A 22,562-nucleotide genomic window follows, 5' to 3' on the forward strand; every position below is an offset into this window, starting at 1 on the left:
GCGATATTTCGAATCGCTTTCAATGGACGCGAGACCAACGCGCGCCCGGCGTCGGCCACCCGCTCAACGCAGCCAGTCGACCAGCTCCGCGCAGGCCCATGCGATGCCGATGCACAGGAACAGCAGATGCAGCGCGATCTTGAACGACACACCCCACGACGAATCGACCCGCATGACCGTCTCCCCCGGTTGATATGCGGCCATGATCCGGCATCGATCCCGCCCCGAAAATGCGGAAGCGGCGAACGGGGCCTCAGGCTGCGCCTGAGACCGGCGCGGCGGTTCCTGCTAACTTATCGGCCATTCCAACCTTCACGCGCCGCGCCCCAACCATGCGTTTCGACCTGACCGACCTGCGGCTCTTCCTGAACATCTGCGAGGCCGGCACGATCACGAGCGGCGCCGAGCGGACCCACATCACGCTGCAGGCCGCGAGCGAGCGCATTCGCGGGATGGAGGACGAACTCGGCGTGCCGCTGCTGCACCGGACCAAGTCGGGCGCGCAGGCGACGGACGCCGGCCGTGCGCTCGAGCACCATGCGCGCACCGTGCTGCAGCAGATCGACCACATGCGTGGCGAGTTGCAGCAATACGGGCAGGGATTGCGCGGGCATATCCGGCTGCTGTGCAACACGGCATCGCTGAGCGAATACTTGCCGGACGCGCTGGCCGCCTACCTGCCGCATCACCCTAAACTGTCGATCAGCGTCGAGGAACGCGCGAGCCAGGAGATCGTGCATGCGATCCGCAACAAGACGGCCGAGGTCGGCATCGTCGCCGATTCGGTCGGGCTCGGCGGGCTCGAACAGAAGCCGTTCCGCGAGGACTGGCTGATCGTGGTGGTGCCGGCCGGGCATCCGCTCGCTGCGCGCGGCCAGGTCACGTTCGACGAGATCGCCGATGCGGACTTCATCGGGCTCACCGACGGCAGCGCGCTGCAGGTCCATCTCGCCGACCAGGCGCGCGCACTCGGCAAGCGAATCCGCTACCGTGTGCAGTTGAAGAGTTTCGATGCAATCTGCCGCGTGATCGAAAGCGGCGTGGGGATCGGCATCGTGTCACGCCACGCAGCCGAGCGGGCGATGCAGACGATGGACGTGCGGCTCGTCGAGCTGTCCGACGCGTGGAGCCACCGGAAGCTGACGCTCTGCGCGCGGTCGTTCGATGCGCTGCCGAAATACACGCATGCGTTCGTGTCGTACCTGTCCGGCGAGTCACCGCCGCTTTGAACGGAATGCACGAGGAGGCACCGCAGCCATGACCGCACCCGATCTCGCCGTGCGCTACCGCGCATACATCGACTGCCTGAACCGGCAGGACTGGCCGGCGCTCGGCGAGTACGTCGCCGACAACGTGATCCACAACGATCGGCCGCTCGGGCTGGCTGGTTACCGCGCGATGCTGGAGCAGGATTTCCGCGACATCCCGGATCTCCGTTTCGACATCCGGCTGCTCGCGTGCGAGCCGCCGCGCGTCGCGTGCCGGCTTCGCTTCGCGTGTTCGCCGAAAGGCAGGTTCATGGGGCTCGCCGTCGACGGTACGCGCGTCACGTTCGCCGAGAACGTGTTCTACGAATTTCACGACGGCAAGATCCGCCAGGTCTGGTCGGTGATCGACAAGGCCGCGATCGAAGCGCAGCTTTGACGATGCGGGCCGCCGCGCCGCTCACCGAAGCCCGGACGCGGCCATGTACGCGCCCAGCGCGATCATCCCGACGAAGAAGCAGCGCTTGAACGCCTGCTCGCTCATCACGCGCCGCGCATACTGGCCGCCCGCCATGCCCGCGAGCGCCGGCACCAGCGCCAGCGCCGACACGCCGAGATCGACCGTCTGCAGCGCGCCCGTCACGCGCAACTGCAGGCCGAGCGCGATCGTCGACGCGGTAAACGACAGCCCGAGCGCCTGGATCAGGTCGTCCTTCGACAGCCGCAGCGCCTGCAGGTACGGCACGGCCGGCACGACGAACACGCCGGTCGCGGCCGTCACGACGCCCGTCAGGTAGCCGACCGCGGCCGACAGCCACGGTTCGTGACGCCCCGGCGCGGGCAGCCGGGCGGCGGCGAGCCCCCAGCACCCGTACGCGACCAGCACGACGCCGAGCGCCGCGTGCGTCCATGCGCTGCCGGCCGCAAGCGCGGGCAGCCCGCCCGTCAGCGTGCCGATCGCGAGACCGGCGAGCAGCGGCCACAGGCGTCGCAGCAGCGGCCCGAACGACGGGCCGAGCCACAATTGCCATACATTGGTGATGAACGACGGCACGAGCAGCAGGCTCGCGGCGGCCGACGGCGGCATCGCGAGCGTCAGCAGCCCCATCGCGATCGTCGGCAGCCCGAGGCCGATCATCCCCTTGACCGCGCCGGCCAGCAGAAAGACCAGCACGATGATCGTCAGCGTATGAATTTGCATGGCGGGCGTTCCGTCCGGTTGAGTACGGCGCCGATGGTGAACCACCGCCACGCCGCCCGCCATCTGGTTTTGCCTGAGGCTGGCTAGGGCCCGCCCGGCGGGGCCCGTCGCCCTGTCACCCCGCGATGCCCGCCGTTCAGGCCCCGTGCGCCGGCCCGCGTCCCTGCTCGCTGTCGAGGTGCGCCATCTGTGCGGCGGGATAACGTTCACCGGCAGCCGCCCCGGCGGGAACCGCCGCTTCGATGCGAGCGAGATCATTGACCGTTAGTTGCAATTTAGACGCCTGAAGCGCGTCCTGGAGTTGCGTGCGCTTGCGTGCGCCGATCAGCGGCACGATGTCATCGCCGCGCGACAGCGCCCACGCAATCGCAATCTGCGCCGGATTGCTGCCCTTCTCGTCGGCGATCGCGCGCAGCGCGTCGACCAGCGCGAGGTTGTGCGCGAGGTTCTCGCCCTGGAAGCGCGGGCTGGCTGCGCGGAAATCGCGCTCGCCCTGCCGTGCCGCGCTCCAGCCGCCGCCGAGCAGCCCGCGCGACAGCACGCCGTAGGCCGTCACACCGATCCCGAGTTCGCGGCAGACGGGCAGGATGTCCGCCTCGATCCCGCGCGACAGCAGCGAGTACTCGATCTGCAAATCCGCGATCGGCGCGACGGCCGCCGCGCGGCGGATCGTGTCGGCACCGACCTCCGACAGGCCGATCTGGCGCACGTAGCCGGCCTTCACCAGATCGGCGATCGCACCGACCGTCTCCTCGATCGGCACCGCCGGATCGACCCGCGCCGGCCGGTAGATGTCGATGTGGTCGGTGCCGAGCCGCTTCAGCGAATAGGCGACGAAGTTGCGGATCGCCGCCGGCCGTGCGTCATAGCCGACGAACGCGCCGGCCGGGTCGCGCAGCGCGCCGAACTTCACGCTGATCAGCACCTGGTCGCGCGTCCGGCCGCGCAGCGCGTCGCGGATCAGCATCTCGTTGTCGCCCATCCCGTAGAAGTCGCCCGTATCGAGCAGCGTGATCCCGTGGTCGAGCGCCGCGTGCAGCGTCGCGATGCTTTCGTCGCGATCCGCCGGCCCGTAGAGATCCGACATTCCCATGCAGCCAAGCCCGATCGCCGAAACCTGCGGGCCCGTGCGGCCCAGTTGACGCGTGTCCATGTCCGTTTCCTTGCGGTGGTGAGTGGATGAAGCGGATTCTGGACGCATTGCGGCGCGCGATAAACGCGAAACGCCCAACCAAATCATTCGACGCTGATTAACAATGGAGCCTGTTCCAATCCACCAACGCCCCGCATGGATCATCTGCATGCAATGCGCATCTTTGCGCGCGTCGCCCACCTCGGCAGTTTCACGAAAGCGGCCGAGCAGTTGCAATTGCCGCGCCCGACGGTCAGCAATGCCGTCCAGTATCTGGAGAAACACCTGAAGGTGCGCCTGCTGCAGCGGACCACGCGGCGAGTCGCGCTGACCGCGGAAGGCGCGACCTACTACGAGCGCTGCATGCGGCTGCTGGCCGATCTCGACGATGCGGAGACGCTGTTCGACGCCGCCGGTGCGTCGCCGCGCGGCCTGATTCGCATCGACCTGCCCGAGCGCTTCGCGCTGAACAAGGTGATTCCGGCGCTGCCGGATTTCCACGCGCGATATCCCGACCTGCGCGTCGTACTCAGCACGACCGACCGCTTCGTCGATCTCGTCGCCGACGGGATCGACTGCGCGGTACGGGTCGGCGTGCTGTCCGACACGTCGCTGGTCGCGCGGCGCGTCGGCGAGATGGCGCAGATCAACTGCGCGTCGCCCGCGTATCTCGCGCGGCACGGCACACCGCGCTCGCCGGACGATTTGCCCGACCACGTCGCGGTCGGCTATTTCTCGAGCCGCACGGGCCGCGAACTCGACTGGGAATATACGGACATGGATACGGGCGCGCTGCAAACGATCAGGATGCGCAGCGTGGTCGCGGTGAACAGCTCGCAGGCGTATCTCGCGTGCTGCATCGCCGGCCTCGGCCTGATCCAGGCGCCGCGCGACGGGCTCGCGCCGCTGCTCGAAGACGGCTCGCTGGTGGAGGTGCTGCCGGAATGGCATGCCGCGCCGCTGCCGGTGTCGGTCGTGTTTCCGAACGGCCGGCACCTGGCACCGCGCGTACGGATCTTCGTCGACTGGCTCGCGCACACGCTCGGCGACGCGCACCGGGTGGCGTGACGGCGGCCGGCGCCGGAGCAAGCGGGCCCCGGCGCCGCCCGATCAGATCATCAGAACTTGTGGCGGATCGCGGCGCGCACCGCGAACTGGTTCGACGACGACGACGGGCCATCCGTCCCGACCACGTAGCCGCCGTCCGCCGCGGTGCCCGTCTTGTCGCCGCCGACCTTCTGCCATGCACCCTGCAGGTAGACGTCGGTGCGCTTGGACAGGCTGTAGTCGGCCATCAGCCCGACCGTGTGGTATTTCGGCTTGATCGAGCCGGCTGCGCCGTCGAACTTGCCGTCGGTGTACACGTACTGCGCGCCGAGATAGAAATCGGGTGTGAGCTGGTACTTGCCGTTGATCTCGAAGTTCTGGAACTTGGTCGCGGTCAATCCGAGGCCCGAAAATGTCGACGCCGGCAGGTAGACGGTCGACACCGGGTTCTTCACGTCCGTCTTCGTATAGACGAAGCCGACCGTCGCCGGGCCGAACGTGTAGTTGACGCCGCCGCCGAAGATACGCAGGCGGTCCGCGATGAAGTTCGCGTCGTCGGCCGCGATCGCGCCCGCGCTGCCGACGCCCGGGCTGTTCGCCTGCAGATACGCGGCCGCGACCTGCAGCCCGGCCAGCGAATACTGCGCGCCGACACTGTACTGGCGGTTGGTCGAGAAGCCCGTGCCGTTGCTGAAGCTGTAGGTGCCGCCGAACGACAGCCCGTTCCAGTCGGGGCTCGAGTACTTGACCGTGTTGTTGACGCGGAACGAGTTGTCGGTGTTGTCGTTGTCGAACGGGTGCGAGAACAGCGTGCCGCCCCAGTTGCCGTTCGCGGTCAGCGGCGCGAGATAGTCGACGACGGAATCGTACTGGCGGCCGAAAGTCAGCGTGCCGAATCGCGACGCGCTCAGGCCGACGAACGCCTGGCGGCCGAACATCCGGCCGCCCTGGTTGAACCGGCCGTTGTTCACGTCGAAGCCGTTTTCCAGCGTGAAGATCGCCTTCAGCCCGCCGCCCAGATCCTCGCTACCCTTCAGACCCCAGCGGCTGCCCTGCGCATAGCCGCTCGCGAGCTGGTAATTCGCTTTTCCGACCCCGTTCACGTTCACGTTGTTCGTGTAGTTGAAGCCCTCGTCGATCAGGCCGTACAGCGTCACGCTGTCCTGCGCGAAGGCCGGCGCGGCGAAGGCTGCCAGCGCGGCGGCAAAAATGACGTGCTTCTTCATGACGGATCTCCGGAGCCGGGGTCGGGCAGGCCTTTCGCCCGACGATTGTTTGGTCTGTTATATGAGTGGCCCGCAGGGCGGACTGCGCGGTGTGCGGCCGCGCCGACAAAATGGTGTCACGTCGCAAACCGCCCGTCTATCGAGGCGTGGGAGCGGCGCACAAAGCGTTGCGCTCGTCCAACTGGCCCCGTTCGTCCGATTGCCTGACCAGGCTTATCGGCAGCCGCGAGCCGGCCCGCCATCCGCGTAAACCCGGGCGGCGTCGCATCGGTGGCACAATGCGCATCCGTTCGTCATTTTTTCACGAAGTCATGCTTCACCCCGATTCACGCGCGGCAGGTGCCGGCCGCGCACGCGGCGCGCGCCAGGAGGCGGCCCGATGACCGCCGCCGCCCGGGCCGGCCGCTACGCCGAGCTCGATTTCTTCCGCGGCCTCGTGCTGCTCGTGATCGTCGTCGACCACATCGGCGGCAGCATCCTGTCGCGCGTGACGCTGCATGCGTACGCGCTGTGCGACGCGGCCGAGGTGTTCGTGTTCCTCGGCGGCTTCGCGACCGCCATCGCATACAACTCGCTCGCCGAGCGGCACGACGAGGCCGCCGCGCGCCAGCGCTTCATCCGCCGTGCGTTCGAGATCTACCGCGCATTCCTTGTGACGGCCGGCCTGATGCTGCTGATCACGGCCGTGCTGAACGCGTTCTCGATCGACGGTCCGAACATGCCGACCAACGATCTCGACGGCCTGCTCCACAAGCCGCTCGCCGCGCTGCGCGATATCCTGCTGTTCCGCCGCCAGCCGTATCTGGCGTCGGTGCTGCCTATGTACGCGTTCTTCGCGCTGCTCGTCCCGCTCGCGCTGCCGCTTGCGCGCACCCAGCCGTGGCTGATGCTCGCGTTCAGCGGCTCGCTCTGGTACGCGGCACCGCACGTCGCGCGCTTCCTGCCGACCGTCGAAGGCGCGCCGTGGGACTTCAACCCGTTCGCGTGGCAGTTCCTGTTCGTGCTCGGCGTGATCGCGCGCTGCCAGCCCGTCTACCAGACGCTCGCGCCGAAGCCGCAGGGCTGGCTGCTGACGGCCGCGGCGCTCGCGATCGTCGCGGCCGGCGCGTACTACCGGCTGCGCATCGAGCCGTTCCCGACCGATCCGTCGATCAAGCAGAACCTCGGCGCGCTGCGGCTCGCGAACTTCCTCGCGATCGCGTGGCTCGCGGCCAAGCTCGTGCACCTCGGGTGGATGAAGAAGGTCGCGCACGCGATGCCGTGGATCGGCACGATCGGCCGCCAGGGGCTGCTGTGCTTCGTGGCCGGCACCGGCATCTCGCTCGCGGTCGATTCGCTGCTTTACCAGGCGACCGAAGGCTATATCGACGTGCCGCTCGGCCTGACCGCCGACGTCGTCGCGATGGGCCTGCTGTATCTCGTCGCCAAGCTGTATGCGCCGCTCATGTCGCGGCTGCCGTTCCGTTCGCGGCGATGACGCGCCGCGCCGTCATGCGCCGCTGCTACGATAGCGTGCGCCTTTCCTGAAACGATTCGCCATGCGCCGACTCGCCCTTCCGTTCGCCGTCGCCCTGATCGCCGGCTCCCTCGCCACAGCCCACGCCACGCCGGGCGCGCCGCCGGTTTCGCCGACGGCGACCGCGCTCGTCCCGCCCGCCACGCTCGGGCCGGCCGCCCAGGAGGCGCCGGTCAATCCGGGCAGCAGCATCGTGCTGCGCTCGTTCCGTTCGGCGTCCCTCAAGCGCGACTGGTCATACACGGTGTACATGCCGCCCGGCTACAACCCGGAAGGCGCGCGCTATCCGGTGATGTACCTGCTGCACGGCAATGCCGGCAACGCGAACGACTGGATCACGCAGGGCCGCCTGCAGGCCACCGCCGACACACTGATCGAGCGCCACGAGATCCCGCCCGTCGTGATCGTGATGCCTCAAGGCGGCACCGACTGGTACGTCGATCGCAAGGAGAAGATGCAGAGCGCGTTCCTCAACGACCTGCTGCCGGAAGTCGAAGCGCACTTCGCGGTGTCGAACCAGCGCGCGGGACGCGCGATCGGCGGCGTGTCGATGGGCGGCTTCGGCGCGCTGCGCTTCTCGCTGCTCGAACCGGGCCTGTTCTGCGGCGCGATGCTGCTGAGCCCCGCGATCTACGCGAACGAGCCGCCGCTGAATTCCGCCGCGCGCTATGTCGGCGTGTTCGGCGACCGGCAGTTCGACTCGCGCGTGTGGCACGAGCTCAACTACCCGACGCTGATGCGCGGTTATTTCGCGCGAAGCTGGCGCGTGCCGATGTTCATCGCGGCCGGCGACGACGACCTGACGATCCAGGCGGAATCGAGCGTGCTGTACACGCAGCTGCGCCGCGCGCAGAACCCCGCGGAGCTACGCATCGTCGACGGCGGACATACGTGGGACGTGTGGCGCGGGGTGCTCGGGCAGGGGTTGAAGTACGCGCTGGAGTGCGTGAAGTGACGAAGCCGGATCACGCATCAGGCGACCGCTTGCCGGCGGCCTGACGCTTCATCCGCCGTCGCAGCCTGCGGCTGCCCGGCCGGATCGCGCGCGATTCAGTTCCACGCATGGCGCGCTGGCCGCACCCCATTCAGGTAGTAGTTGCCGACGAGGTGGTACTTCCACCGCACCGGATCGTGCAGCGTATGCGTGCGCGCATTGCGCCAGTGCCGGTCGAGATTGTGTTCGGCGAGCGTCGACTGCGTGCCGGCCAGCTCGAACAGCTTCTCGCCCGCGAGCAGCGCGATCTCGGTCGTCAGCACCTTCGCTTCGCCGACCGCGACCGATGCGCGCGCGACATCGTCGTCGGTCACGGTGCCGCGCGCGCCGATCTCGTCGAGCGTGCGCGCCGCGCGTTCGAGCAGCGCTTCCGCCGCATGCAGCCCGATATGCAGACGGCCGATCTCGCGGACGATCAACGGATCGTCGGCCGCCCGCTCCACGCCGCTGTCGACCCACGGCCGCGTGCGGGTGCGCACGAACGCCTCGGTATCGGCGATCGCGGCCTTCGCGATGCCGGCATCGATCGCCGCCTGAATGATCTGCGACAGCGGGCCGTTGAGCGTCGGCTCGTCCGATACGCGCTGCGCGTTCAGCACATGCGAAGCCGGCACGCGCACGCTGTCGAGCACCACCGTGCCGCTCGCGGTCGTGCGCTGCCCGAAGCCCGACCAGTCGTCGATCACGGTCAGCCCCGGCGTCGGCTGAGGGACATAGGCGAGCCACGCGCGTTGCGCATCGTCGAGGCCGAGCACCGGCACATAGTGCGCGAACAGCGCGCCGGTCGAATAGAACTTCGTGCCGTCGACGACATACTCGTCGCCATTGCGGCGCACGCGCGTCTTCAGGTCGAGCACGTGCTTCGTGCCCTTCTCCGAAAAGCCGTTGCCGAAGCGCTTGCCGCTCAGGATTTCCGCGAAGAAATGGCGCTTCTGCGCGTCGGTACCGGTCAGCGTGATCACGTCGACCAGCCCGAAGTGGTTCTGCGGCAACTGCCCGAGCGACGCATCGGCCGCCGCGACGATCTTGATCACCTCGGTGAGCGTCACATGCGATACACCCGCGCCGCCGTAGGCCTTCGGCACCGTGATCGCCCACAGCCCGGACTGCGAGAACCATTCGATCTCGTCGTGCGGCAGCCGGCGCTCCCGATCCCGCTCGGCCGCCCCTTCCGCGAGCCGCTGCGCGAGCGTATGCGCGACCGCGATCGCCTGTGTGTCGTCGGCGATCACGCGGGCCACCTGCGGTTTCACATCGGCCTGCCGTTCCTGAATCGTGGCGCTCGTATCGGACATCGGGCTCTCCTGTCGAATGACGAAAGCATTCAATCTAGCAGTGCGTCGCGGGCCGGCAAACCGAGCGATTCTCGTAACGATATTCCTTCGGATAACAAACGACATCGCCAGGAACAGCGTTCGATCCCGCGCTTCGACGCCGCAATCGCTGCCCAGGCGTCGACCCTGCGCGTGCCGATCCGCGTAATGCGCAGCGACGATAACGATCTGCGAATCCGTTATTGGAACGCTCGCGCCGCGCTTCCTATACTGGCCTCCCGGTGCAAACGGCCCCGCCCTTCGAGGAACACCGCATGACTTCGTCGCACGCAGATACCGATCTTTCCACCGGCACCGACTATGACGCACTCGCCAGCCGGTTCCGGCCGATCTTCGAGCGCATCGCCGCCGGCACCGCCGAGCGCGAGCGCCGCCGTGAACTGCCGCATGAAGCGATCGGCTGGCTGAAAGCCGCCGGCTTCGGCGCGGTACGGCTGCCGGTGCGCGACGGCGGCGCCGGCGCATCGCTGCCGCAGCTGTTCCAGCTGCTGACCGAACTCGCCGCCGCCGATTCCAATCTGCCGCAGGCGCTGCGCGGACACTTCGCGTTCGTCGAGGACTGGCTGAACGCGCCGCCCGGGCCGCAGCGCACGATATGGTTCGACCGCTTCGCGAGCGGCCAGCTCGTCGGCAACGCGTGGTCGGAGGCCGGCGACGTTCCGCTCGGCCAGACCATCACGAAGGTGTCGGAGCAGAACGGCCGGCTCGTGCTGAACGGCCGGAAGTTCTACAGCACCGGCAGCCTGTTCGCGGACTGGATCGACGTGTTTGCGCAGCGCGCGCATGACGGCGGCGACGTGATCGTCGCGGTCGCCACCGCGCAGCCCGGCGTGATCCGCGAAGACGACTGGGACGGCTTCGGCCAGACGACGACCGGCAGCGGCACGACGCGCTTCGAGGATGCGGCGGTCGACGCCGACCACGTGACCGATTTCGCGCGCCGCTTCAAATATCAGACCGCGTTCTACCAGCTGTTCCACGTGGCCACGCTGGCCGGCATCGGCCGTGCGATCGTGCGCGACGCGGGCGAACTCGTGCGCGGCCGCACACGCGTGTACAGCCATGGCAACGCAGCGCGCGCCGGCGACGATGCGCAACTCCAGCAGGTGATCGGCGAAATCGCGTCGTGGGCCTATGCGGCCGACGCACTCGCGCTGCGTGCCGCGCAACCGCTGCAGCACGCGTACCTCGCACGCTTCGGTAACGACGACGAAGCCGAGCACGCCGCGAACGTCGCGGCCGAAATCGAATCCGCGCAAAGCCAGCTCGTCGTGTCGGAACTCGTACTGCGCGCGGCGACGCGCCTGTTCGACGCACTCGGCGCATCCGCGACGCGCAGCCCGACCGCGCTCGACCGTCACTGGCGCAACGCGCGCACGGTGTCGTCGCACAATCCGCTCGTCTACAAGGCGCGCATCGTCGGCGACTGGGTGATCAACGGCCGCACGCCGCCGTTCGTCTGGCGCGTCGGCAACGGTGCAGATGCAGCCGCCGGCACGGAAACCGGAGCCGCCCGATGAGCAAGACCATCCGCTTCAACGCGTTCGAGATGAACTGCGTCGGCCATCAATCGCCGGGGCTGTGGGCGCATCCGCGCGATCGCTCGTGGCAGTACAAGGATCTCGACTACTGGACCGATCTCGCCCGCGTGCTCGAACGCGGGATCTTCGACGCAATCTTCATCGCGGACGTAATCGGCTATTACGACGTCTACCAGGGCAGCAACTACCACGCGCTGCACCAGGCCGCGCAGATCCCGGTCAACGATCCGCTGCAGCTCGCCGCGCCGATCGCGATGGCGACCGAGCATCTCGGCATCGGCATCACCGCATCGACGACGTTCGAGCATCCGTACACGTTCGCGCGCCGGCTGTCGACCGCCGACCATCACACCAAGGGCCGGCTCGCGTGGAATATCGTCACGTCGTACCTGGAAAGCGGTGCGAAGAACGTCGGCGACAACGGGCTGCGCACGCATGATGACCGCTATGCGGTCGCGGCCGAATACGTCGAGGTGCTGTACAAGCTGTTCGAAGGCAGCTGGGAAGATGGCGCGGTGGTGCGCGATCGCGACGGCCGCGTGTTCACGCATCCGGAGAAAGTGCACGAGATCGGCCACAAGGGGCGCTTCTTCGACGTGCCCGGCTATCACCTGTGCGAGCCGTCGCCGCAGCGCACGCCGGTGCTGTTCCAGGCCGGCGCGTCCGGCCCCGGCAAGGCGTTCGCCGCGCAGCACGCCGAATGCGTGTTCGTCGCCGCGCCGACCCGCCCGCAGCTCGCGCGCTATGTCGCCGACGTGCGCGCGCAGGCCGCGGCCGCGGGTCGCGATCGGCGCGACGTGCTGATCTACAACCTCGTCACGGTGATCGTCGACGAGACCGACGAGAAGGCGCAGGCGAAGTTCGACGAGTATCGCCGCTACGTGTCGTACGACGGCTCGCTCGTGTTCATGTCCGGCTGGACCGGCATCGATTTCGGCCAGTATGCGCCGACCGATCCCGTCAGGCGTGTCGAAACGAATGCGATCGTCTCGGCGGTCGAGCATCTGGCGGGCTGCGATACCGCGTGGACGATCGAGGAACTGGCGGCCTGGGGCGGCATCGGCGGGATGGGGCCGGTGTTCGTCGGCTCGGCGCAGACCGTCGCGGACATCCTGCAGGAATGGGTCGAGGCGACCGACGTCGACGGCTTCAATCTCGCGTATGCCGTTGCGCACGAAACGTTCGAGGACATCGTGCGCCACCTCGTGCCGGAATTGCAGCGGCGCGGCGTCTATCCGACCGAATATGCGCCGGGCACGCTGCGCGAGAAGCTGTTCGGCGGCTCGGCGCGATTGCCGGACGCGCATCCGGCCGCGCGGTTTCGCGACATCGAGCAGGTCAAGCGCGATACGGAACAGGTTGCCGACTACGCGTGACGGCCATCCACGCTGGCCGGCGCGCGGCTACGTGAATGCCGCGCCGGCCGCCCCGACCGGCACCTGCAGATCGCACCGGCCCCTGCCGCTCAAAGCCACGTACCGCCCTGCCGCTCGTTCGGCTCGTCGGCGAGCGCGTCGAAATCGTGAATCCAGTCCAGGTGATGCAGCACGCTGTCGCGCTCGCCCAGACGCGCATTGCGCGCCTGCGCGGCCGGCCCGTCGGGCAGATGCAGCACGTCGGCCGCGGAGATCGACGCGTACTGCACCTTGCGCGTGCGGCCGCGCCGCAGCCGCTCGTAGGCTTCCTGCGCCTCACGCCAGTTGCCGGGCCCCGCCATCGCCAGTTGCGCGGCCAGCACCACCGCGTCCTCGATCGACTGATTCGCGCCCTGCCCGTGATGCGGCACCAGCGCGTGCGCGGCGTCGCCGATCAGCGTCACGCGCCCGCGGCTCCAGCGGCCGAGCGGCGGCCGGTGGAACAGCCCCCAGCGCTGGCTGATCGGTACCGCGCTGATCATCTGCACCACCGCCGGATGCCAGTCCTTGAACAGGCGCAACTGCTCGCCTTCTTCCGCCGGCATGACCCAGTCGCGCGATGGCCACGGCGACGGATGACGCTCGACCAGCAGGAAGTTCTGATCGCCGTTGTCGCCGATCGGATAGTGCAGCAGATGCCCGTGCGGCCCGACCCAGAATTGAATCGTCTCGGGATCGGGCAGCAGGTCCATCCGCTCGGCCGGCACCACGCCGCGAAAGCCCGAACACCCTGAATACAACACGTCGTCGTAGCCGAGCATCCAGCGCCGCGTGATCGAACGCGCGCCGTCCGCGCCGATCACGAGATCGGCGTCGACGCGTGCGCCGTTGTCGAAGGTCAGCGTGACCCGATCCGGATGCTGCGCGAGATCGACCAGCCGATGGCCGAGATGAATCTGCTCCATGCCGACCGCCTTCGACAGGATTGCCTGCAGGTCGGCACGGTGCACGCCCCAGTACGATCCGCCGAATTGCCGGCGATAGTCGGGCTCGCCGCGATGATGGCCGATCACCGCGCCGCTGCGACCGTCTCGATAGACGAGGGCCGGGATCTCCGCGCACACGGCGTCGAAGGCCGGGCGCAATCCCATCCGTTCGTAGAAGCGCGTCGCATTGGCCGACAGCGCAACGGCCGCCCCTACTTCGCGCAGCACGTCGGTCTGCTCGTACAACTGCGCGTCGATGCCGCGCTCGCGCAATGCGAGCGCCAGCGTCAGGCCGCCGATGCCGGCACCGACGATCGCAATCTTCAGATTCGTCTGCATGATGAATGTGTCTCCGAGGTTCAGATCTTGAGTAATCGAGGCCGCGGCGCGCGTGGCCTGCTCAGCGCGCCTGTCGAATGCCTGCGCCGTATCGGTATTGTCAGCAGCGGACCGTCATCCCACAATAAAATGAGTGGAATCTGCTTCATCACGGAATGGAATGATCGGAGGCACCGCCGAACCATGGAACTGAGCGAAATCGACCTCAACCTGTTGCTGCTGTTCCAGCGGCTGATGCAGGAGCGGCGCGTGTCGACCGTCGCCGAGCAGATGAACATGAGCCAGCCGGGCGTCAGCAACGCGCTGGCGAAGCTGCGCCGCCGGCTCGGCGATCCGCTGTTCGTGCGCGGGCCGGGCGGCGTGGTCCCGACGCCGTTCGCATTGCGGCTGGCCGAACCGGTTGCGCAGGCGCTGTCGACGCTGCATGCCGCGCTCAATCCCGCGACCGGTTTCGATCCGCTGCGCGCCACCCGCACGATGACGATCGGGATGACCGATATCGGCGAAGTCGTGTTCCTGCCCGCGCTGCTCGAACACCTGTCGCGCGCGGCGCCGGGCATCGCGCTCAACACGGTGCGCAACACGAGCGTCAACCTCGCCGACGAGATGGCCGGCGGCCGCGTCGATCTCGCGATCGGGCTGCTGCCGCAGCTGCAGGGCGGGTTCTATCAACGCCGGCTGTTCGATCAGCGCTACGTGTGCCTGTTCCGGCGCGGGCATCCGCTCGAGGAGGCGCCGCTGACGGTCGACGCATGGCGGGAGGCCGAACACCTGGTCGTGGTGTCGGCCGGCACCGGTCACGGGCAGGTGGACGAGTGGCTGAAGCGGCGCCGCGTGAAGCGCCGGGTGCGGCTGACGGTGCCGCATTTCATCAGCGTCGGCTATATCCTGCAGCGCACCGACCTGATCGCGACCGTGCCGGAGCATCTCGCGCTGCAACTTGCCGCGCCGTTTTCACTGAGCTGGCGGGCGTTGCCGGTCACGCTGCCGGGCGCGCCGATTCATATGCTGTGGCATACGCGGGTCAACCAGGACGAAGGGAATCGATGGTTGCGGGAGGTCGTGGTCGACCTGTTCGCGGAGACGGAGACACGCGGACGGAAGCCCGCGCCCGGGCGGAAGAAATAGTCGCGCGCGTCGCCAAGCCCGGGGGGCGCGGTACGATGTCGCGTGAACCGGCGCACGACGTACGTCGAACCCGTCCTCTTGCCTCATCCCCTCATCCAACCAGCAGGGAATCAAGCCATGTCTGTCTCGCAGAAATTCGCAGCCGTCACGGGCGCCGGCTCCGGCATCGGTCGTGCCGCGGCCATCGCACTCGCCAACGCGGGATTTACCGTCGCGCTGATCGGGCGCAACGAAGCATCGTTGCGTGAAACCCGCGAGGCGATCACCACGGCCCACGGCGACGCGCACACGTTCCGGGCTGACGTCACCGACGAAGCGTCGGTCGAACACGCATTCTCGCGGATCGCCGAGCAGTTCGGCCGGCTGGATGTCCTCTTCAACAATGCCGGCCGCAATGCGCCGGCCGTTCCGCTCGACGAATACGAATTCGGCGTGTGGAACGACGTCGTCGCGACGAACCTGACGGGCGTCTTTCTGTGTGCGCGGGCAGCGTGGCGCCTGATGAAAGCGCAAACGCCGCAAGGTGGCCGCATCATCAACAACGGCTCGATCTCCGCCTATACGCCGCGCCCGAATACGATCGCGTACACGGCCACCAAGCATGCGGTGGCCGGCATTACCAAGTCGCTCGCGCTCGACGGCCGTACCTACAACATCGCGTGCAGCCAGATCGACATCGGCAATGCGGCGACCTCGCTGACGGACCGGATGACGGACGGCGTGCTGCAGGCCGACGGGCGGATGGCCCCCGAGGCACGCATGGACGTCACGCATGTCGCGAACGCGGTCGTGCAGATGGCGAATCTTCCGCTGGATACCAACATCCTGAACATGACGATCATGGCGACCACGATGCCGTTCGTCGGGCGTGGATAAACCCGCGCACCTGGCGGCGCCGCGCGCCGCGCGCCGCGCGCCCCATGCTCCGTCAACCCCTTCTGGTCTTCTTGCCGATCGACGGGGGCTTGCATACGACGAACTGACGGCGGTCCTTGCCCCGGATCCAGAGCGGCGCGTTGCCGCGCCCGCTCCATTCCTTGCCGCTCGCCGGATCGCGATAGCGCACCGGCAGGGCTTTCACGACGTACGAGCCCCGGCGGCCGTTGCGGCCGACCAGGTCGCGATGCTTGATCGCATAGGTGTCCATCAGCGCGTGAACCTTCGCGATCGCTTCGATGCGTTCGCGTGCGCGGGCACGCTCGATTTCCTCGTCCAGTTCGGCCAGCTCCACAACGAGCTGCGCGTAGGTCTTGCTCACGCTCATCTTCTGCTTCCCGCCACGCACCCGCATGCGAATCGACATGATTCGCATGACTAATAGACTGTTTCACCACGCCCCATGCGGGCACATTCACTTGATCGGCACGCGGTCAACCCGGTGTACCGGATGCCATTCATGCGCGGCACATCGACGCCGAAACGACGACCCCGCGCGAATACGATCGCCTGCCCGGCGCCCGCCCATTGCGGGCATTCAGCGGCACAATCGCGGACACGTTTCACATATCAAGTGATATTTGAAACGCAATCGTAATGGTATCCATCTCAAATATCAACTGATATCCTTCCACCCATGAACATGGCGCCCCGTCCCCCGCGGCTGACCCGCGAAGAAAGTCGACTGCAGACCCGCGCACATTTGCTTGCCGCGGCGAAGCGGCTGTTTGTCGAGCGCGGTTTCGGCGCCACGTCGCTCAGGGATATCGCGGCCGAGGCCGGCTACACGCAGGGCGCGTTCTATTCGAATTTCGCGAGCAAGGAAGCGTTGTTCGTCGAACTGATGCGGGAGCGCTCGACGACGCAGGTGGCCGACATCGCCCGGGCGCTGAGCGACCCGTCCGCGTCCGGGGACGACATACTGGATGCGCTGGAAGCGTGGTCGCGGACGGTCGATGCCGAGCCCGAGTGGTCGGTGCTAGGCGTCGAGTTCAAGCTTCAGGGGCGTCGCAATCCCGCTTTTGCGCGTGCATCGCAGGCGTTGCTGGACACCCACCGCGACGGCCTCGCCTATTGCATCGAACAGATTTTCGCCCGATGCAAGAAAGCGCCGCCCGAATCGCCGACCGTCCTGGCCGTGTCGTTCATGGGGCTCTCGCAAGGGCTGTCGCTGCAACAGTCGATCCTGTCCGAGGTGCCGATCGGGCACATGATCATGGTGTTCCTGCGCAGCTTGCTGGCCTCGGCGAAGCCCGTGCGTTGACCGGTGAGGTCGCGGGTGCGAAAGGATTGAGCGGCTCTGCGATGGGGCCGGATTGCGCGCAACCGGCCTGCACGGACCGTCGACAGCGGCACGAGTCGGGCAAGCGCGCCGCGCGGACCGCCGCGACGACGCGGCGGTAACGGCCAGATCGGCGAGCGCCACCTCCGCCCCCTGCTACGCCATGGCGACCACGATGCCTTGCGTGGGGCGTGGATAGACCGGTGCCCCGCGCAATTCAGCGATCGTAATAGATCGCGAGCCAGACGCTCGGCTCGTCGGGATGCGTCCACGCGACACGATGCCGGCAATGCCGTTCGATCAGAACGTAGTCGCCGGGACGCATGTCGTGCAGCGTCGCGTCCGCTTCGAACTCGAGCACCGCCGCGCCAGACAGCAGCACCACCCATTCGGCGCGCGAGTCGTCATACCAGAACCCGTCGGGACTCGTGTGCCCCAGCGACACGATCCGCTCGACGTTCAGGTGCGCCCCCGCAACGAGCACGTCGATTCGCTCGTCGGCGCCGCGCGCGCCTTCGATACTGAACAGGTTGCCGGTTTGCAGTTGCATGGTTCGGCCTCGGGTCGGCCTTCGTCTGAAGGCGGATGTCGACCACTGTAGCGCGAAGGCCGGCATCGCGGCGAACTTGTTTGCGGGTTCCGGCTGGACCCACGCTCACGCGGCCGCCTCGTCATCGATATCGCGCGCCGTCGGTTCATGACGCACGATCAACAGAAACACGATCGGCGTGGCCGCACTGACCGCGACGACCCAGAACATGCCGGTGCCGAGGCGCGCTTGCAGGATCGGCAGCACGAACAGCGCAAGCGCCTGGCCGATGCCGCACAGCGAGCGCCCGAAGCCGACGCCGGTGCCGCGGATTGCCGCCGGGTAAGACAACGTCGGATAGATCATCATCTGCGCGCCCGGTCCGAAGCCTTCAGCGAACAACCAGGTGCCGAGCATCAACAGCACGACGCCGACCGCGAGCGCACCGTGCGGATGCCCCGCCAGCGCGAGTGCGACGAGCGCGACGAATTGCAGCGCGAAACCGGCGATCGCGACATGGCGCGACGGGTATCGATACGCGCGACGCATGCCGAGCAGACCGCCGCGGAACGCGAACAGCACGTTCAGCGCGAGCGACGCCGCGATCGTCTCGAACACGCCCGCGCCGAGAAACTGCGACAGGATCGACGGCAGGAAAAATGCGATCGTTCTGTTCTCTCGATCCGGTTATCCCAAACGATATAAATCGACAAATTATGCGTTGTGCGTCATAAAGTTGCCGGCCGCATTCGCTTGACAGCAGCGCGCATGGCAATCGCGGATTTCTGCGTTGTCGATTCACCGGCGCCTCGGTACAGCGGACGGTCAACCTGTCTGTTCGCGACACGTCCCCATCGGAGCCCCGGGCCAGGCGCGCGACCTGCGATGACGTTCTGTGACCGGCGTCACGCCGGGGCCTGAACGGTGGCGACCTTGTTCCGGCCGGTCGCCTTCGCGTAGTACAGCGCCTCGTCGGCAGCCTTGATCACGGCGCCCGCCTCTCCATCCTGGTCGGGCGTCCAGCTCGCCAGGCCGATACTGGCTGTCACACGCCCGTACTCGCTGCCGGCGTGCTCAAGCGCGAGTTCGTCGATCGCCGCGCGAATTCGCTCGGCGATCTGGGCGGCTCCGGTCTGCGGTGTGTCGGGAAGCAGCACGACGAACTCCTCGCCGCCGTAACGGGCCGCGGTATCGACCGGCCGGCGGATGTTCTCGCCGATGCAGCGTGCGACCGCGGTCAGCGCGTCGTCTCCGGCCTGGTGACCGTAGGTATCGTTGTAGGCCTTGAAGCGATCGACATCGACGAACAACAACGAGAAAACCGATCGCGCGCGCCGTGCACGACGCCATTCTCGATCCAGCACTTCGCCGAAGCTGCGGCGATTGTTCAGGCCAGTGAGACCGTCGGTGCGTGCCAGCAACTCCAGTTCCGACTCGGCGCGCATCCGACGCCGGAGTTGCGAGCCAAGCATGACGGACACCGCAATGAACGCGGCGCCGAACGTCGCCACCAGCGCGCCGATCGTCACGGCGCGGTGCCGCCACGCGGCATAGATGTCCTCCTCCGCTTTGGCGACCATGATGATCAGCGGCAGCTTCGGCAGGTGCCTGAAGTAATAGAGACGGCGCACCCCGTCGATCGACGCCGTTTCCGAGAACGTCCCCTCCGGCGCGGCCTGGAAGCGCCGGAAGGTCGCGGCCCGGCTGATGTCGCGACTAATGGTGTGGATATCGTACGGCTGGCGCATCACCATGATGCCGTCGTTGCCGATCAGCGAAATCGAACCGTGCTGCCCCAGTGACAGGCCGGCAAACAGCTGATGGAAATACTCGAGGTTGATCGCAAAAAGCGCGATGCCGGCAAACGAACCGTCCGGGTTCGAGAGGCGCCGGGTGAGCGCGATGCTCAGCGAACCGCCGCGCAGGCGCGACGGGAACGGGGCACTCATATAGAGCCCCGCATCCGGATTGTCGCGGTGGACGGTGAAGTACTTGCGATCGCCGAAATTGCCGTGGCGCGGCACGTCGCTGGCCGAATCCAGGATGATATTGCCGTCGGCATCGAGCACCAGCATCGAGCCGAGAAATTGCGCCGTCATCGCATTGTCGAACAGCACGGCGCGCCGCATGGCCGGCTCGGCAGCCATGACGTCATGGCGTTGCAGACCTTTGATTACCGCCTGCAAGGACAGGTCGTACAGCTCGAAATTGCGTTCGATGTCGCGCTCGGCAATCAGGCCGAGATTGCGGGAGGCTTCGCTGGCGCGCTCGAGCGCGTCGTGGCGGCTCTGGAACAGCTGCAGCACGCACAGACCCACTAGTGCGCAGGCGATCGCGATGCCGATCACCACGATGGTATAGGGAGCAGCCGACCTGGGTTGCATGTGTCTCCTTGGTATCCAAGCTTGGGCGCACGTGCGCGGCGCGATTACCGAATACTAAAATATGGACGGGGACATATCAAAGTTCTCGGCAACCAATCCGCAAACGTTTGCGGCGTTGCCTGCTGATTGACCGGTACAGCAGTCAACAGTCAGCTTGCGTTGCGCAGCGCGGCCGCCCTGCCGCCAAAGTCGTACAGCACCGCGCTGCACGACACGGTCGTACCAGGTCAGGCTTATCGTTACCGCCTTTCCACTGCGATACGACACCCGCTCACTTTATCGCTGCCGCGCCTGCTGCCGCGATAACGCTATCCTGGACGCCTGCACCGCCACTCGTGCCGATTGCGCCGATCAGTTTCCCGCCAACGATAATCGGCACGCCCCCTTCGCCGGCGAGGATGCCCGGAATGCTCAGCGTCCCGGGTGAACCACCGTTGACGGCATCCTGCATGGCCTTGGTTGCCCGTCGAAACCGCACTGAAGCCTGCGCCTTCGCCTCTGCAATTTGAAGCGACGCCAGTTGTGTATCGTCCATCTTGTCGCACGATACAAGGTTGCCGCCGCTATCGACGACAGCAACGGCGTACTGCCAGTTTCGCCGCCGTGCTTCCGCCTCGGCAGCATCGATGGCCCGGCGCGCCTGAGCCAGGGTGATCGGCGCGCCATAGGGCGTGCTGTAAGGAAGATTTTCCGGGACGTTGGGCGGAGCGCTTGATTGGGCTTGCGCGCCCGCTGCAACGGCCATCGTTGCACTGAGCAGAATGAGTTTGAACGATCGCACTAGCACGATAGCAATCCTGAAAACGTAAAGCTTGTTCGGAACATGGCGACGGCTGGCGGGCGTCGAAGAAAGCGCATGAAGCGCCCTTCGGACGCGCGTGCCGCCAACAGGCACGCGCTCCCCACCCGCCGTCACCATCGTCATGCGCGCTTCGCGTTGCCGCCGGCGCGACGCCGCGACAGGCCGAACACGATCAGCAGCACGACCACGAGCACGCCGATCACGATGCCCGGCAGCATCAGCGGCTGCATCCGCGCGAGCAGCGGCTGCGGACCGCCGCGGCGCGCGACCGCCACGTCGTCGGCCGTCACCTTCGCATCCGCGTTACCGTACTGCGTGAGCACGTAGTTCGCGATCGCGGCGATCTGGTCGTCCTTCAGCGACTGCACGTACGAGCCCTCGCCAAAGCTCGGCATCAGCACGTGCTCACCGCCGGCTTCGCGATCGACGCCGTACAGGATCGCCGAGATCAGGTTCGACGGATTGCGCGCGCCCGTTGCGGTGTTGCTCGACAGCGACGGATACGCCTGGCTCGGGCTGCCCGAGCCGTCGACGCGGTGACAGCTCGCGCAGTAGCCGCTGAAGAGCGCTTCGCCGGACGTCAGCGTGCCGTTCGAATTGAGCGCCGACGTGCCGCGCAGCGTCTCCTCGGCGCTGACCGCCGTGCCATGGCTGAACGCCGGCTTCTGCTCCGCTGCGTCGCGAATCGGCTTCGTGCTGCGCAGATAGGTGACGATCGCCTTCAGATCCGCGTCCGGCAGATACTGCAGGCTGTTCTGCACCGCTTCCGCCATCGGGCCAGCGGCCTGGTTCTTGCCGGGCGCGCGGCCCGTCTTCAGATACGAAACCAGCTCCGCGTCGGTCCACGCGCCGATCCCGCTCACCGGATCGGACGTGATGTTCGGCGCGTACCACGAGCCGAGCTGCGCCCCGCCCAGGTTACGGCTGAAATCCTCGGCCATCAGGAAGTTGCGCGGCGTGTGGCACGCGCTGCAGTGCGCGAGCACGTTCGACAGATACGCACCGTGGTTCCACTCTGCGTCATGCGCCGGATCCGGCACGAAGCGGGTGTCCTTCAGGAACATCATGTTCCACACCGACATCGACGTGCGGATGCCGAACGGGAACGGCAGATCCGTGACCGGCGCACGCTTGTCGACGGGCTTCACGCCCTGCATGAAGTACGCGTAGAGCGCGTGCACGTCTGCGTCGGTCAGGCCGCTGTACGACGTATACGGCATCGCCGGGTACAGGTGCTGGCCATCCGCGCGGATACCCTCGCGCAGCGCCTTGCCGAACTGCGCTTCCGTGTAGTCGCCGATCCCCGCCGTCTTCGACGGCGTGATGTTGCTCGAATAAATCGTGCCCATCGGGGACGCGATCCCGTAGCCGCCCGCGAATGGCTCGCCGCTGCCCACTGCGGTGTGGCATGCCATGCAGTCGGCCGCCACCGCAAGCTGGTGGCCCTTCTCGATCAGTGCGGCATCGGCCGATCCGGACGCCGTCGGCGCCGCGCCTGCACCCTGCCCCGCTTGCGCGAACGCAAGCTGGCCGGTGCCGAGGATCCCCACCGCCAGCAATGCTGTCGCGATACGACGCCACCCGCTGCGCACGCCGTGGCGCTGCCGTTGAACTCGGTCTTTCAT

Annotated in this window: 20 protein-coding genes and 1 pseudogene; 10 read left to right on the forward strand and 11 right to left on the reverse strand. The window is 67.2% G+C overall.

Annotation, left to right across the window (positions count from 1 at the left end; genetic code table 11):
• Positions 1 to 332 precede the first annotated feature (332 nt).
• Together PI86_RS08315 and PI86_RS08320 are read left to right on the forward strand one after the other, a co-directional pair.
• A complete protein-coding gene (locus PI86_RS08315) occupies positions 333 to 1,229 on the forward strand; it encodes a LysR family transcriptional regulator (RefSeq protein ID WP_039320891.1) in 897 nt (298 codons plus the stop codon).
• Between the two features lie 28 nt (positions 1,230 to 1,257).
• Positions 1,258 to 1,644, forward strand: a complete 387-nt coding sequence (locus PI86_RS08320) for an ester cyclase (protein ID WP_039320894.1) — start codon at positions 1,258 to 1,260, stop codon at positions 1,642 to 1,644.
• Between the two features lie 21 nt (positions 1,645 to 1,665).
• On the opposite strand, the gene PI86_RS08325 is transcribed toward PI86_RS08320, so the two are convergent.
• Positions 1,666 to 2,406: a sulfite exporter TauE/SafE family protein gene (locus PI86_RS08325; RefSeq protein WP_039320895.1), complete on the reverse strand. Its 741-nt coding sequence runs from the start codon at positions 2,404 to 2,406 to the stop codon at positions 1,666 to 1,668.
• Positions 2,407 to 2,542: 136 nt separating this feature from the next.
• Positions 2,543 to 3,559 carry an aldo/keto reductase gene (locus tag PI86_RS08330; RefSeq protein ID WP_039320896.1) on the reverse strand — a complete coding sequence of 339 codons (1,017 nt, stop codon included), beginning with the start codon at positions 3,557 to 3,559 and terminating at the stop codon, positions 2,543 to 2,545.
• Between the two features lie 135 nt (positions 3,560 to 3,694).
• Between PI86_RS08330 and PI86_RS08335 the strand changes: the two genes are divergently transcribed.
• A complete protein-coding gene (locus PI86_RS08335; protein ID WP_014899011.1) occupies positions 3,695 to 4,606 on the forward strand; it encodes a LysR family transcriptional regulator in 912 nt (303 codons plus the stop codon).
• 50 nt (positions 4,607 to 4,656) lie between these two features.
• On the opposite strand, the gene PI86_RS08340 is transcribed toward PI86_RS08335, so the two are convergent.
• Entirely contained in the window at positions 4,657 to 5,811 is a 1,155-nt protein-coding gene (locus PI86_RS08340; protein ID WP_039320897.1) for a porin, read from the reverse strand.
• Between the two features lie 379 nt (positions 5,812 to 6,190).
• Between PI86_RS08340 and PI86_RS08345 the strand changes: the two genes are divergently transcribed.
• On the forward strand, positions 6,191 to 7,288 hold the full coding sequence (locus PI86_RS08345) for an OpgC domain-containing protein (protein ID WP_014899009.1): 1,098 nt from the start codon (positions 6,191 to 6,193) through the stop codon (positions 7,286 to 7,288).
• Positions 7,289 to 7,349: 61 nt separating this feature from the next.
• Positions 7,350 to 8,282: an alpha/beta hydrolase gene (locus PI86_RS08350; protein ID WP_039320898.1), complete on the forward strand. Its 933-nt coding sequence runs from the start codon at positions 7,350 to 7,352 to the stop codon at positions 8,280 to 8,282.
• A gap of 95 nt (positions 8,283 to 8,377) precedes the next feature.
• Here the strand turns inward: PI86_RS08350 and PI86_RS08355 are convergent, their stop codons facing one another.
• Positions 8,378 to 9,616, reverse strand: a complete 1,239-nt coding sequence (locus PI86_RS08355; RefSeq protein ID WP_039320899.1) for an SfnB family sulfur acquisition oxidoreductase — start codon at positions 9,614 to 9,616, stop codon at positions 8,378 to 8,380.
• A 293-nt stretch (positions 9,617 to 9,909) separates the two neighbouring features.
• Between PI86_RS08355 and PI86_RS08360 the strand changes: the two genes are divergently transcribed.
• Both PI86_RS08360 and PI86_RS08365 read left to right on the forward strand, forming a co-directional pair.
• A complete protein-coding gene (locus PI86_RS08360; RefSeq protein WP_039320901.1) occupies positions 9,910 to 11,175 on the forward strand; it encodes an acyl-CoA dehydrogenase family protein in 1,266 nt (421 codons plus the stop codon).
• Positions 11,172 to 12,572 carry an LLM class flavin-dependent oxidoreductase gene (locus tag PI86_RS08365; protein WP_039320903.1) on the forward strand — a complete coding sequence of 467 codons (1,401 nt, stop codon included), beginning with the start codon at positions 11,172 to 11,174 and terminating at the stop codon, positions 12,570 to 12,572. The genes PI86_RS08360 and PI86_RS08365 overlap by 4 nt, the downstream gene beginning before the upstream one ends.
• 89 nt (positions 12,573 to 12,661) lie before the next feature.
• On the opposite strand, the gene PI86_RS08370 is transcribed toward PI86_RS08365, so the two are convergent.
• Positions 12,662 to 13,876: an FAD-dependent monooxygenase gene (locus tag PI86_RS08370; RefSeq protein ID WP_039320905.1), complete on the reverse strand. Its 1,215-nt coding sequence runs from the start codon at positions 13,874 to 13,876 to the stop codon at positions 12,662 to 12,664.
• Positions 13,877 to 14,059: 183 nt separating this feature from the next.
• On the opposite strand from PI86_RS08370, the gene PI86_RS08375 reads away from it, so the two are divergent.
• Together PI86_RS08375 and PI86_RS08380 are read left to right on the forward strand one after the other, a co-directional pair.
• Positions 14,060 to 15,004 carry a LysR family transcriptional regulator gene (locus tag PI86_RS08375; RefSeq protein WP_039320907.1) on the forward strand — a complete coding sequence of 315 codons (945 nt, stop codon included), beginning with the start codon at positions 14,060 to 14,062 and terminating at the stop codon, positions 15,002 to 15,004.
• A gap of 117 nt (positions 15,005 to 15,121) precedes the next feature.
• A complete protein-coding gene (locus PI86_RS08380; protein WP_039320909.1) occupies positions 15,122 to 15,880 on the forward strand; it encodes an SDR family oxidoreductase in 759 nt (252 codons plus the stop codon).
• Between the two features lie 52 nt (positions 15,881 to 15,932).
• Here the strand turns inward: PI86_RS08380 and PI86_RS08385 are convergent, their stop codons facing one another.
• Positions 15,933 to 16,268: an H-NS histone family protein gene (locus tag PI86_RS08385; protein WP_039321327.1), complete on the reverse strand. Its 336-nt coding sequence runs from the start codon at positions 16,266 to 16,268 to the stop codon at positions 15,933 to 15,935.
• A 309-nt stretch (positions 16,269 to 16,577) separates the two neighbouring features.
• Here PI86_RS08385 and PI86_RS08390 point away from each other — a divergent pair, with 309 nt between their 5' ends.
• Positions 16,578 to 17,204, forward strand: a complete 627-nt coding sequence (locus tag PI86_RS08390; protein WP_014899000.1) for a TetR/AcrR family transcriptional regulator — start codon at positions 16,578 to 16,580, stop codon at positions 17,202 to 17,204.
• Positions 17,205 to 17,439: 235 nt separating this feature from the next.
• Here the strand turns inward: PI86_RS08390 and PI86_RS08395 are convergent, their stop codons facing one another.
• The 5 genes and pseudogenes from PI86_RS08395 to PI86_RS08415 form a co-directional block, all read right to left on the reverse strand.
• Positions 17,440 to 17,772, reverse strand: a complete 333-nt coding sequence (locus PI86_RS08395; protein WP_014898999.1) for a cupin domain-containing protein — start codon at positions 17,770 to 17,772, stop codon at positions 17,440 to 17,442.
• 105 nt (positions 17,773 to 17,877) lie between these two features.
• Positions 17,878 to 18,429: pseudogene (locus PI86_RS08400) on the reverse strand (MFS transporter); the annotation flags it as partial.
• A 227-nt stretch (positions 18,430 to 18,656) separates the two neighbouring features.
• Positions 18,657 to 20,135: a sensor domain-containing diguanylate cyclase gene (locus tag PI86_RS08405; RefSeq protein ID WP_039320912.1), complete on the reverse strand. Its 1,479-nt coding sequence runs from the start codon at positions 20,133 to 20,135 to the stop codon at positions 18,657 to 18,659.
• Between the two features lie 271 nt (positions 20,136 to 20,406).
• Complete coding sequence (locus PI86_RS08410; RefSeq protein WP_235362712.1) at positions 20,407 to 21,060, reverse strand: GlcG/HbpS family heme-binding protein; 654 nt, start codon at positions 21,058 to 21,060, stop codon at positions 20,407 to 20,409.
• Entirely contained in the window at positions 21,057 to 22,562 is a 1,506-nt protein-coding gene (locus tag PI86_RS08415) for a c-type cytochrome (protein WP_014898995.1), read from the reverse strand. Before PI86_RS08415 ends, PI86_RS08410 begins: the two co-directional genes overlap by 4 nt.

This window comes from Burkholderia sp. A9, assembly GCF_000801975.1.